Genomic DNA, 11875 nt, shown 5'->3' on the forward strand with positions numbered 1-11875 from the left:
GCCAGGAAAGCAGGCAGGGGCACCAGTCAACGTCCTGCCGGCTTTCCTTTACTTAAAACAAACCCACATTGTCTGGAATGTGGCTATGGGCGTCTGTTTCGCCCGAATCTACAGGAATTAAAATGAGCGAAAGCTTTGCAGAACTCTTTGAAGAAAGCCTGAAAACCCTCAATCTTCAGCCGGGTGCCATCATCACCGGTATCGTTGTCGACATCGACGGCGACTGGGTTACCGTACACGCTGGCCTGAAGTCCGAGGGCGTCATCCCGCTCGAGCAGTTCTACAACGAAGCTGGCGAGCTGACCATCAAGGTCGGTGACGAAGTTCACGTTGCGCTGGACGCGGTCGAAGACGGCTTTGGCGAAACCAAACTGTCCCGTGAAAAAGCCAAGCGCGCCGAGTGCTGGATTGTTCTGGAAGCAGCTTTCGCCGCCGAAGAAGTGGTCAAGGGCGTTATCAACGGTAAGGTTAAGGGCGGCTTCACTGTCGACGTTAACGGCATCCGTGCGTTCCTGCCGGGCTCCCTGGTTGATGTCCGCCCTGTGCGCGACACCACCCACCTGGAAGGCAAAGAGCTGGAATTCAAGGTCATCAAGCTGGACCAGAAGCGCAACAACGTTGTCGTTTCCCGTCGCAGCGTGCTGGAAGCCGAGAACAGCGCCGAGCGCGAAGCCCTGCTGGAAACCCTGCAGGAAGGCCAACAGGTCAAGGGTATCGTCAAGAACCTCACCGACTACGGCGCCTTCGTGGACCTGGGCGGTATCGACGGCCTGCTGCACATCACCGACATGGCTTGGAAGCGCATCAAGCACCCATCGGAAATCGTTAACGTTGGCGACGAAGTCGACGTACGCGTTCTGAAGTTCGACCGTGAGCGCAACCGCGTTTCGCTGGGTCTGAAGCAGATGGGCGAAGATCCGTGGGTAGCTATCACTGCCCGTTATCCAGAAGGTACTCGCGTACAGGCTCGCGTTACCAACCTGACCGACTACGGCTGCTTCGCTGAGCTGGAAGAAGGCGTTGAAGGTCTGGTACACGTTTCCGAAATGGACTGGACCAACAAGAACATCCACCCGTCGAAAGTCGTTCAGGTTGGCGACGAAGTGGAAGTCATGGTTCTGGACATCGACGAAGAGCGTCGTCGTATCTCCCTGGGCATCAAGCAGTGCAAGTCCAACCCATGGGAAGACTTCTCCGGCCAGTTCAACAAGGGTGACAAGATCACCGGTACCATCAAGTCGATCACCGACTTCGGTATCTTCATCGGCCTGGACGGCGGCATCGACGGTCTGGTTCACCTGTCCGACATCTCCTGGAACGAAACCGGCGAAGAAGCCGTGCGTCGTTTCAAGAAGGGCGACGAGCTGGAAACCGTCATCCTGTCGGTCGACCCAGAGCGCGAGCGCATCTCCCTGGGCATCAAGCAGCTGGAAGACGATCCGTTCTCCAACTTCGTTGCTGTCAATGACAAGGGCGCTATCGTCAAGGGCATCGTGAAAGAAGTTGACGCCAAAGGCGCCATCGTCACTCTGGCCGACGACATCGAAGCTACTCTGAAAGCTTCCGAAATCAGCCGTGACCGCGTTGAAGACGCGCGTAACGTCCTGAAGGAAGGCGAAGAGATCGAAGCCAAGATCATCAGCGTTGACCGCAAGTCCCGCGTTATCAGCCTGTCCATCAAGTCGAAGGACGATGCTGAAGAGCGCGAAGCCATCCAGAGCCTGAAAAACGCTCCGGAAGCGGCTGCCGACACCACCATGGCTGCGCTGCTGCGCGAAGCAATGGCCAAGCAGAACTGAGTTCTGTTTGATCGGTAAAAAGGGCGACCCTCGGGTCGCCCTTTTTTTATGTCGGAAATGGTCCATGTCGGGGGTGGATGATGTTGATGTTTGGCGACGTCATGAAAGGTCGCGGGCGTGATAACAATTTCCTGATCATCAGGTTGCTGGCGGCAACCGCTGTGGTGGTTGGGCATTCCTTTGCGTTGTCCTACCTGGAGTGCCTGAGTTGTGCCGACCCGGCGTTGCTGCTGGGTATGCCGGTGCCGGTTCACAGCCTGGGCGTTGAAGTGTTCTTCATGGTCAGCGGGTTCTTGATCGCTGCCAGTGGTGAGCGCAATGGTGCCCGGGATTTCTACCTGGCGCGCGCACTGAGGATCTTGCCTGGTTTGCTGGTGTGTCTGCTGCTCATGGCCTTTGTGCTGGGGCCAGTGGTTACCTCGTTGCCGCTTGCCGAGTATTTCTCGAAAGGCCAGGTTTACAAGTACGTCTACAGCCCGCTGTTGATATTCAAGGATGCCCAGTTCGTGCTGCCAGGCGTGAGTTTTACTCCGAGGTTTCATGGGGTTTCGGTCAATGGCAGTTTGTGGACCATTCCGCTGGAAATGCGCATGTACCTGGTGCTGGGGGTATTGGTGCTGGTGGCCAGGGTTTGTCGATGGCCGATGGCAGGGCTGACGCTGGCGGCGCTGGTGATTGCGCTGGGGCTGCATACCCTGCATCCGGCTTATGGGGAGTACCCATTCAAGTTGGTGGTGTGTTTCCTGGCGGGTTCGGCGTTCTATTCGTGCCGGGCGGTGATCCCGCATGGGTGGTGGCTGCTGCTTGCCTGCGCCGGATTGTTCTTGCTGAGCAAGGGTGGGCGCTTCGAGGTGTTTACCTGCGCCATCCTGACGCTTTACGGCACCTTGTACTTTGCTTACTGCCCGCAGGTGAAGCTGCCTTCGTTGGTGCAGGATTACTCGTACGGTATCTACCTGTATGCATTTCCGATCCAGCAAGTGTTGGCGGGGGCCATGCCATGGGCCGGTCCCTACTGGTTGATGTTGGCTGCGGTGCCGGCGTCGTGGTTTGCGGGCTATGTTTCGTGGGAGCTGGTAGAGAAGCCTGCCTTGGCGATGCGAAAGCGCTTTTCCCAAGCGGTCTCCCGGGAACAATTGGCATAGGTGTTCAGGGTGTCGGTGTGCCCGCTGCATCTGTGGCGGGCGCGCTCGGGTGCCGCCGGCTAGACCATCCCTGTAAAACTTCAATCTTGAATTTTTTTATTAAGTCAAGAACCACCCTGTTCAAATCACTCCCAGCGTGCTACAAACTGGTTAAGCAATGATCTAGCTGCTTGATAACGAAGGGAAAAATATGACGAAGTCGGAGCTGATCGAACGTATTGTCACCCATCAGGGGCTGCTCTCGTCCAAGGACGTGGAGCTGGCCATCAAGACCATGCTTGAGCAGATGTCACAATGCCTTGCCACTGGCGATCGCATCGAGATCCGCGGTTTTGGCAGCTTCTCGCTGCACTATCGCGCCCCTCGCGTAGGCCGTAACCCGAAGACCGGCCAGTCGGTCAGCCTCGAAGGCAAGTTCGTGCCGCACTTCAAGCCTGGCAAGGAGTTGCGCGATCGGGTCAATGAAGAAGAACATGAGGCCCACACCTGATTCCACAAGGAGCAATCTGATGCGTAACCTCAAGCGCGCCCTGGCGGCGGTGTTCGTGCTGCTGTTGGCGGCTGTGGTGCTGTTCTTCGTGCTGGAGAACCAGCAAACCGTCTCGTTGGTCCTGTTCGGTTGGGCAGCCCCGGCCGTGCCAGTCGCCGTGCTGGTCCTGGCCGCCCTGGTCATTGGCCTGGCAGTCGGGCCGGTGCTGGGTGCCTACGGCGTGCAGCGCAGCAAGCGCAAGATCAGGGCTTCTGCCCGCCAGGCAGCACTGAACGGTAACTAAGGATATTTCCTACAACTGTTTGGGAAAGTCTCACCTATGCCTGTACCGGCCGTCATGGAGTAATAACGCACTTCATTTTCGGCCCAGGCGAGTGTGCGCAACATGGAATATCCTGTCCTTTCCCATCACGGTGGTGCCCGTGGCGTCACCGGCTCCTGCCATCAACTGCACCTCGCCCCGTCCACCAGCCTGCTGATCGACTGCGGCCTGGAGCAGGGCGCCGAGGCCGCGCCAGGCGCAGCATCGGCACCGTTGGGCTTCGACGTGCAGGGTATTCAGGCTCTGGTCATCACCCATGTGCATCTCGACCATGTAGGTCGCATTCCGGCATTGCTGGCTGCCGGCTACCGTGGCCCGATCCTGTGCAGCGAGCCGTCCGCCCGGCTGCTGCCTCTGGTGCTGGAAGATGCCTACAAACTGAGTATCAGCAGTGAGCCCGCCCAAGTGGCGAGGTATCTGGAGTTCATCCGCGACCTTATCGAGCCCGTGCCTTTCGAGCAGTGGCACACCCTGGTCGAGCGCCCCGGCCTCGGTTGCCGCATTCGCCTGCAGCGCGCTGGTCATCTGCTGGGTTCGGCCTATGTCGAATGCGATGTGCAGCGTGAACAAGCCAATACCCGATATGTGTTCTCCGGTGACCTTGGCGCCGGTGGCAACCCTTTGCTGCGCCCTGTGCTGCCCCCGGAACGGGCCGATGTGCTGGTACTGGAAAGCACCTACGGCGACCGCCTGCACCCGCCTGCAGGCGACCGGCAGCAGCGGCTGGAAGCGGCCATCGACCGCGCCCTTGCCGACCAGGGCACGCTGCTCATTCCGGCCTTCAGTCTCGGCCGCACCCAGGAGCTGCTGTATGAGCTCGAAGGCATTCTTCATCGCAAGGCCTTGCTGAACAAGGCCGGCCCGGCCTCCGAGGGCGACCCGCTCGACTGGTCACAGCTGCCCATCATCCTTGACTCACCACTGGCCCAGCGCATTACCGGTGTGTACCGGGAGTTGCACGACTACTGGGATGCCGAAGCCAGGGCGCGCCTGGCCGAAGGGCGCGACCCGCTTGGCTTCAGCCAGTTGATCAGCGTGGACACCCATGCCCGCCACCAGCAGGTGGTCAATTACCTGAAGAGCACCGGGCGCCCGGCGATCGTGATTGCCGGCAATGGCATGTGTTCGGGGGGCGCATCGTCAATTACCTCAAGGCCATGCTCGGGGATCCGCGGCACGAGGTAATGTTTGTCGGTTACCAGGCCAAGGGCACGCCGGGCGCGGTGATACAGGCGAGTGAAGGGGCGGAAGGGTTTGTGCAGATTGATCTGGATGGGCGGATGTATGAGGTGCGCGCAAAAGTCGTAACCTTGCCGGGCTACTCTGGTCATGCGGATCAGCAGGGGTTGGTGAGCTTCGCGCTGGATGGTGCGAAAGCCGCAAGGAAGGTTGTGCTGGTACATGGAGAAGCTCGGGCGAAATCAGCTTTGGCCGAAGCATTAAGCAAGCGCGGCGGTAGGGAGGTCGACGTCATGGTTGCCCAGTAGCGAGCCGCAGGCCGTCGGCTCGTGGGGCGGCGGTGGAACTTTGTTGACGGTATCTTTCTCTTAGATCGGATAAGTGCTAAAGCTGTAGGTCGTTTCGAGCGGTCTGCGGTGGATGAGCAAAATGCCGCTACGCTTAGCTTCAGCTGGTCTTTCGTCAGGTCAGCTGCAGCCAAGGCTAAGCCTGGCTGGCAGAGGAATCATGCAAATGGCCGGATCTAAGGAAAACGAGAACAAATGCGAAATGAACGTAGTCCCGGAGTCGAAAATGACGAAGTTGATGTTCTCGAACTCTGGCATGTCTTGTGGAGTCGTAAACTGCTCATCCTTTCGTGCGTTGTTTTAGTTACTGCAGCTACTCTTGTTTATGTTTGGCTAAAGACGCCGATGTATGAGGCCAAGTCTTTTATATTGCCACCTACCAAGAATGATATTGCCCAGTTGAACTATGGTCGCACTGAAGCCAGCGGCCTCAAAGCGTTTACACCCAAAGATGTTTATCAGATTTACCTGCGTTCCCTGCAATCCGAGTCACTGCGGCGCCAGTTTTTTCGCGCGGTCTATTTGCCTAATTTGCCAGAGGTCGCCCGCCAAGGCTCTCAAGATGCACTTTATGACCAGTTTGGCAAGGTATTGACTGTGGGGGCTGTGGCGGGAGATAGTGCCGAGCGCTTTTTGATCAGGGCGTTAAGCGACGACCCCAAGATGAGTGTGAAGTGGGTAACGCGTTTTTCGGAAATGGCCAGCGACCTTGCTAAAAAGACGCTGGTTGAAGATGCCGATACTGAAGTGAAGGTGGTGGTCAAGAACCTGGAGCAACAGATCCGCAGCGCGCGAGATGCGGCGCACAAGCAGCGGGAAGATCAAATCGCCCGCCTTGAAGAGGCGCTGAAAGTTGCCAAGGCAGTGAACCTGAGCAAGCCACCCATCATTGCCAGTGGCATGGATACTGAGGTGTCTGGCGGCATGCAGGGCGCACTGACCTACATGCGCGGTAGCCAGGCCCTTGAGGCAGAGCTTGCAAACCTTCGCACGCGGGAGTCCGATGACCCATTCGTCGCCGGTTTGCGGGAGATCCAGGAGAAACTCGACTTTTACCGCAATCTGCAGCTGAACCCGGCCGTGATCGAGGTGTTTCAGCAGGATGGTGCCATCGAGGTGCCTGATACCCCGGTCCGGCTGCGCAAATTGCTTATTGTCGTAGGGGGTGTGTTCGCAGGGCTGGTACTCGGTGTGCTCCTGGCCGCATTTAACCACCTGGTATCTACTGAAAGAGAACGTCGTCTGGGACGCGTTTGAGCCACCCCGCACCCCCGAGCCTGTATGCTGCGGGAAGAGTCGAACTGATAGTAATAAATTTCAACAAGAGGCTGGTTGCGTGAAGCTCATAGAAACAAATATCTCGGACGTAGTCGTTTTTGAACCTACCGTTTTCGAGGACGACAGGGGCTGGTTCTATGAGTCTTATAGCGAGCCTAAGTTTCATGCCTTGCTCAGTGCGCAAGGTATTACCCTTCCGCCTTCTTTTGTTCAGGAAAATTGCTCTTTATCCAAAAAGGGCGTCATGCGCGGCTTGCACTATCAGCTTTATCCATTTGCCCAAGGCAAGTTGGTAAGCGTGGTCAAGGGCGCAGTGTTCGACGTGGCAGTGGATATTCGAAAAGGCTCCCCTACCTTCGGGCAGTGGGTAGGCATGGAGCTGTCGGCGGCCAACCGCAAGATGATGTGGGTGCCTGAAGGCTTCGCCCATGGTTTTATCGCGCTGGAAGAAGATACGGTGTTCCAGTACCGCACGACCAATGTCTACTCCAAAGAGCATGAACGCAGCATTGCCTGGAATGACCCGGACCTTGCCATCGAATGGCCACAGCTGGAGGGGCTGCTGATCAGTGACAAGGATGCGATTGCGCCAACCCTTGCCGAGGCTGACTTGCCACCGCTGATCCTGAAAGGGCAGGCGGAAGACTTGGTACTACCGATTATTGGTGATGATCGCGGGAGCCTGATCAGTATTGAAAAGGCGTTGAATATCCCGTTTGCCATCCGTCGCGTCTACTACATCTTCGGTACCAAGGCCGGCGTCAGCCGCGGCTTCCATGCCCACCGGGATCTCCAGCAACTGATAATCTGCCTGGCCGGCAGTTGCCGCATGACCCTGGATGACGGTACCGGCCGAGTCGACCATATGCTTGACGCGCCACAGAAAGCCTTGCTGATCAAGAATATGGTCTGGCGTGAAATGCATGATTTCAGTGAAGACTGCGTACTCATGGTCATCGCCAGTGAAACCTACGACGAGCGTGATTACATTCGCAGTTACGATGACTTCAAGAGGCTGATCGCCCATGCCTAGCATTCATGCCTTGGCCGATGTACAAACCGATGCCATCGGTGAAAAAACCAGAGTCTGGCAATACGCGGTCATCCTCAAAGGTGCGCGAATTGGCAGCAACTGCAACATATGCGCCCACACCCTGATCGAAGGAGGGGTTGTAGTCGGGGACAACGTCACCGTGAAAAGTGGTGTGTTTCTGTGGGAGGGGCTCGTGATCGAGGACAATGTCTTCATTGGCCCCAATGCTACATTCACCAACGACAGAGTACCGCGCTCCAAGTGTTACCCCGAGGCTTACGAAGTCACGGTGCTGAAGGAAGGCTGCAGCATCGGTGCCAACGCAACATTGCTCCCGGGCGTCACGATTGGTCGACACGCCATGGTAGGTGCCGGTGCCGTCGTGACAAAGGATGTACCTGATTACTGCGTGGTAGTGGGTAATCCGGCAAAAATAACAAGGGAGCTAGAGCATGGTTGATTTCCTGAATCTCAAGGCCGTCAATAAACAGTACCGCGAAGAATTGTTGCAAGCGTGTGCCGATGTCATCGATTCCGGCTGGTACATCGGCGGTAGCGCTCTGGCCCGCTTTGAAAGCAACTTTGCCGCTTATTGCGGTACCGCTCATTGCATTGGCGTGGCAAACGGTCTCGATGCGCTGACGTTGACCTTGACCGCCTGGAAACAGCTGGGGCGGGTGAAGCAGGGTGATGAAGTCATCGTCCCGGCCAATACCTACATTGCGAGCATCCTGGCAATCACCGCCAGTGGGCTTGAGCCTGTGCTCGTCGAACCTGACCCCGCAACCTTCAATATTGATACCTCCCTCATACGCCAGGCTATTACCGACAAGACGCGCGTCATCCTGCCGGTACACCTGTATGGGCAAATTGCAGACATGAAGGCGATCACCGAGATTGCCGCCGAATACGGTTTGCTGGTACTCGAAGACTCGGCCCAGGCTCACGGTGCCTCAATCGATGGCAAGCGGGCGGGGAGCTGGGGGAATGCCTCGGGCTTCAGCTTCTATCCGGGCAAGAATCTGGGTGCGCTCGGCGATGCCGGGGCGATAACCACCTCGGATGCCGAGTTGGCGGAAGTGCTGCGCGCCCTCAGAAACTACGGCTCCCATGAGAAGTACAAGAACTTGTACGTCGGAGTGAACAGTCGTTTGGACGAGATCCAGGCGGCTATGCTGGACGTGAAGCTCAAGTATCTGGGTGAAGAAATCAGCCGGCGCCGGCACATCACCAAGTGCTACCGCGCGGGCATTCAAAATGCTCAAATCGTCCAGCCGCAAAATAAAGTTGTCGAGGAGCATGTCTGGCATCTGTATGTAGTACGCACGCCGCACAGAAACGATTTGCAGCAACATCTTCGCGAGCAAGGGATACAGACGCTGGTTCACTACCCAATCCCGCCTCACAGGCAGCAGGCTTACAGTCAGTACAACGGTTTGAGCCTGCCGCTGACTGAAAAAATTCATGATGAAGTGCTCAGCCTGCCTGTCGACCCCACCATGAGCGACGCGGATATTCAGACGGTCATCGATGCCTGCAACAGTTTTACTGTGTCCGGGCAATAATACATGACGTTGATCAAGACCAGTCTGCTGAATGCTATTGCTGTTTTTGTAAAGATGGCGACATTGCTGGGGCTCAACAAGGTGCTGGCCCTTTATGTAGGGCCAGCGGGTTACGCGGCGATCGGGCAATTGCAGAATGCCGTTACCATGTTCACGACACTGGCCAGCGGCGCTGTCAGCACAGGGGTAACCAAGTACACGGCGGAGTTTGCTGATCGGCCGGACGAACAACACAGGATCTGGCGAACTGCCGGGACGCTGTCACTGCTGGTTTCGTGTGTATTGGCAGTGCTGATCGTGGCCATGCGGGCACCATTGGCAGGTTGGTTTTTCAACGACGAAAAACTCGCCCCAGTGCTGGTGTGGTTTGCCGCTACCTTGGTATTTTTTGCCTTCAACTCTTTGCTGCTGGGCATTCTGAACGGCAAGAAAGACGTTCAGCGCTACGTGCTTGCCAATATTTCTGGCAGCCTGATATCGCTGGTGGTGACCTGTGCCCTGACCATCAGGCTGGGGTTGTACGGTGCGCTGGTTTCGCTGGCTGTGTACCAGTCGTTGAGCTTCGTGGCCACCTTGGTCATCTGCATGCGCACATCATGGTTCCGCCTCTCAGATTTCATCGGGGCGCTGGACAAGCAGTCCTTGTCCCGGCTGGCAAAGTTTGCCCTCATGGCCGTTGTGACAGCATGTTCTCTGCCCGTTTGCCATGTGTTCATCCGGGATTACCTGGGGGCGGAGTTCGGCTGGGATCACGCTGGTTACTGGGAGGCCATGTGGCGGTTGAGCACGGCCTATCTCATGTTGATCACCACGACGCTTGCGGTCTATTACCTGCCGAGGCTCTCGGAGCTTTCAGATGCAGGTGAACTTCGTCGGGAAATCATTCAGGGATACAAGCTCATCCTGCCCCTAACCATTGCTGCCGGCCTGGTTATCTACCTGCTCAGGGACTTCATCATCCATGTCCTTTTCTCGGCGTCATTCCTGCCCATGCGTGAGCTGTTCGCATGGCAGATGGTAGGGGACAGCTTGAAGGTCATCAGTTGGTTGATGGCCTACCTGATGCTCGGCAAGGCACTCACCCGGTTGTATCTGATTACCGAAGTCCTCTCGACGCTTTCGCTTTATGCTCTGACGGTCTATTTCACCCAGTTGTGGGGGTATGAAAAAGTTACCCTTGCATACGCGGCAAACTACCTGTTGTACGGAGTCGTGATGTATTTCTCGGTATTCCGTCGTTTGCACATTATTGTTGGCGATACGGCGCGGAGCTGAGTAGAGATGAAGGACGTCATCGAACAGTTACATGGGCGCATCCTTGGCGCTGAACCTGCCCAGGCATTGGTGCAGGCGCAGGTCTATGGGGCACTGCTCTGGGCGGTGGACCTGGGTATTTATGATGCCACCGCGCTGGAGCGCCACCTGGTGGCCCGATGCGCCAGCCAGGTCACGCTGCCGGCTGTCAGCAGCGTATCGCGCGGCTGCCTGCATGTGGTCAGCGAACCCTATATGCAAGGCGGGCACACCCGGCTGATGGAGCGCCTGGCGCACATGCACGAGGGGCCTGTGGACCTGCTGGTCGCGCGCAGCGCCAAGCCCCAGGTGCTCGAACGCCTGGCAGGCTATTTCGCCCATATCGAGGTGGCGCGCGGCGATGACCCGTGCGCCCGCCTGCAGTCCATCGTCGACATCCTGGCCCAGTACGACAAGGTGGTGTTGCACATTCACCCGGACGACATCATCACCACCGTCGCCTGCGGCCTGCTGAAGCAACAACGTGGCGCCGCGCTGACAGTGTATTTCGTCAACCATGCCGACCACGTGTTCAGCTTTGGCGCGTCGGTGGCCGACGTGTATTTCGAGATCAGCGCCTACGGGCACCATCTGGACAAGAAAAAGCACCTATCCTGCCAGAAGAGCTTCCTGGCGATCCCGATCGAGACCAGCGGCGCCAGAGTGCCGGATGCCGTGCCAACCCATGAGCGGATCAAGGTGTTCAGCGCTGCCTCGGCGGCCAAGTACAAGCCCCACGGCGGCCTGGACATGCGTCCGTCGATCACGGCGATTCTTCAGCGCTTCCCCAATGCCGAGTGCTGGATCATCGGTGCCAACCCCCTGACCAACACCTGGTGGTGGACAGTGAAGCTGCGCTACCCCAAGCGCTTCTTCATCCGCCGCCACCTGCCGTACAAGGACTACCTGGCCTTTGCGGAAAAAGCCGACTTCTACCTGGACAGCTACCCTATACCCGGTGGCACGGCGTTCGCCGAGCAATTGCTCAAGGGCCGGCGTTGCGTGGGGTTGGTGGCGCCGATTCAGGGCTATTCCCCGGCAGACGGCCTGAAGGTGGCCAGCATCGACCAGCTGCTGGACAGCATCGAACAACCCCGGCCCAGTGCCTCGGTGGTGGAAGCGGTGCAGCGGGTCAACTCGCTGGAGTCGGTGAAAGCGCGTTACCTGGCTTGCATCGAGCGGGGCGAATTCAGCGAGAACGAACTGGCAGCCATGTTGCCGTGGACGGGCAACCTCGATTTCATGAAACCGACAGGTAAGGTCACTAGCATGATCCCTGCGGATGTCTTCGACGCCCTGTGCCGCATAGACACGAACCTGGCGTTGCGAACCCTGTTTGCCTACGCCTGGGTGCCGAGAATCAAACTCTTGATCAAGGTCGTGCTGTTCCGGCTGGCCAGGCTGACCAGAGCGCGAGGGTGAGT

General features: G+C 57.6%; 10 protein-coding genes and 2 pseudogenes. All 12 read left to right on the forward strand.

Features of this window, described 5'->3' with window-relative positions; translation table 11 throughout:
- Window positions 1-122: 122 nt before the first annotated feature.
- The 12 genes and pseudogenes from rpsA to CAG34_RS11245 all read left to right on the forward strand — a co-directional run bounded on the left by rpsA (window position 123) and on the right by CAG34_RS11245 (window position 11873).
- Window positions 123-1799 carry a 30S ribosomal protein S1 gene (gene rpsA, locus CAG34_RS11195; RefSeq protein WP_003252673.1) on the forward strand — a complete coding sequence of 559 codons (1677 nt, stop codon included), beginning with the start codon at window positions 123-125 and terminating at the stop codon, window positions 1797-1799.
- A gap of 86 nt (window positions 1800-1885) precedes the next feature.
- Window positions 1886-2944, forward strand: a complete 1059-nt coding sequence (locus CAG34_RS11200; protein WP_178076929.1) for an acyltransferase — start codon at window positions 1886-1888, stop codon at window positions 2942-2944.
- A 190-nt stretch (window positions 2945-3134) separates the two neighbouring features.
- Window positions 3135-3434, forward strand: a complete 300-nt coding sequence (ihfB, locus tag CAG34_RS11205; RefSeq protein ID WP_013971456.1) for an integration host factor subunit beta — start codon at window positions 3135-3137, stop codon at window positions 3432-3434.
- Window positions 3435-3453: 19 nt separating this feature from the next.
- Window positions 3454-3717, forward strand: coding sequence for a lipopolysaccharide assembly protein LapA domain-containing protein (locus tag CAG34_RS11210; protein ID WP_085589996.1), 264 nt, complete (start codon window positions 3454-3456; stop codon window positions 3715-3717).
- Between the two features lie 102 nt (window positions 3718-3819).
- Window positions 3820-5243: pseudogene (locus CAG34_RS11215) on the forward strand (MBL fold metallo-hydrolase RNA specificity domain-containing protein).
- A gap of 234 nt (window positions 5244-5477) precedes the next feature.
- Window positions 5478-6539 (forward strand): LPS O-antigen chain length determinant protein WzzB, encoded by a 1062-nt coding sequence (locus CAG34_RS11220; RefSeq protein ID WP_085589998.1) that lies wholly within the window; start codon window positions 5478-5480, stop codon window positions 6537-6539.
- 79 nt (window positions 6540-6618) lie between these two features.
- Window positions 6619-7179 (forward strand): annotated as a pseudogene (gene rfbC / locus CAG34_RS29185) (dTDP-4-dehydrorhamnose 3,5-epimerase); the annotation flags it as partial.
- Between the two features lie 27 nt (window positions 7180-7206).
- Window positions 7207-7593 carry an FdtA/QdtA family cupin domain-containing protein gene (locus CAG34_RS29190; protein WP_223998121.1) on the forward strand — a complete coding sequence of 129 codons (387 nt, stop codon included), beginning with the start codon at window positions 7207-7209 and terminating at the stop codon, window positions 7591-7593.
- A complete protein-coding gene (locus CAG34_RS11230; protein WP_085590002.1) occupies window positions 7586-8053 on the forward strand; it encodes an acyltransferase in 468 nt (155 codons plus the stop codon). The genes CAG34_RS29190 and CAG34_RS11230 overlap by 8 nt, the downstream gene beginning before the upstream one ends.
- Entirely contained in the window at window positions 8046-9158 is a 1113-nt protein-coding gene (locus tag CAG34_RS11235) for a DegT/DnrJ/EryC1/StrS aminotransferase family protein (protein ID WP_085590004.1), read from the forward strand. The genes CAG34_RS11230 and CAG34_RS11235 overlap by 8 nt, the downstream gene beginning before the upstream one ends.
- Before the next feature lie 3 nt (window positions 9159-9161).
- Window positions 9162-10433, forward strand: a complete 1272-nt coding sequence (locus CAG34_RS11240; RefSeq protein WP_085590006.1) for an O-antigen translocase — start codon at window positions 9162-9164, stop codon at window positions 10431-10433.
- A 6-nt stretch (window positions 10434-10439) separates the two neighbouring features.
- Window positions 10440-11873, forward strand: coding sequence for a hypothetical protein (locus CAG34_RS11245; protein WP_085590008.1), 1434 nt, complete (start codon window positions 10440-10442; stop codon window positions 11871-11873).
- The last annotated feature ends 2 nt before the right edge of the window (window positions 11874-11875 follow it).

Source organism: Pseudomonas sp. B14(2017), assembly GCF_002113255.1.
GTDB classification, from domain to species: domain Bacteria; phylum Pseudomonadota; class Gammaproteobacteria; order Pseudomonadales; family Pseudomonadaceae; genus Aquipseudomonas; species Aquipseudomonas putida_Z.

What these genes read in the sequence shown, in the direction of transcription:
- rpsA (WP_003252673.1), top strand. Translation starts at nt 123, where the DNA reads ATGAGCGAAAGCTTTGCAGAACTCTTTGAAGAAAGCCTGAAAACCCTC.
- CAG34_RS11200 (WP_178076929.1), top strand. Translation starts at nt 1,886, where the DNA reads ATGTTTGGCGACGTCATGAAAGGTCGCGGGCGTGATAACAATTTCCTG.
- ihfB (WP_013971456.1), top strand. Translation starts at nt 3,135, where the DNA reads ATGACGAAGTCGGAGCTGATCGAACGTATTGTCACCCATCAGGGGCTG.
- CAG34_RS11210 (WP_085589996.1), top strand. Translation starts at nt 3,454, where the DNA reads ATGCGTAACCTCAAGCGCGCCCTGGCGGCGGTGTTCGTGCTGCTGTTG.
- CAG34_RS11220 (WP_085589998.1), top strand. Translation starts at nt 5,478, where the DNA reads ATGCGAAATGAACGTAGTCCCGGAGTCGAAAATGACGAAGTTGATGTT.
- CAG34_RS11230 (WP_085590002.1), top strand. Translation starts at nt 7,586, where the DNA reads ATGCCTAGCATTCATGCCTTGGCCGATGTACAAACCGATGCCATCGGT.
- CAG34_RS11235 (WP_085590004.1), top strand. Translation starts at nt 8,046, where the DNA reads ATGGTTGATTTCCTGAATCTCAAGGCCGTCAATAAACAGTACCGCGAA.
- CAG34_RS11240 (WP_085590006.1), top strand. Translation starts at nt 9,162, where the DNA reads ATGACGTTGATCAAGACCAGTCTGCTGAATGCTATTGCTGTTTTTGTA.
- CAG34_RS11245 (WP_085590008.1), top strand. Translation starts at nt 10,440, where the DNA reads ATGAAGGACGTCATCGAACAGTTACATGGGCGCATCCTTGGCGCTGAA.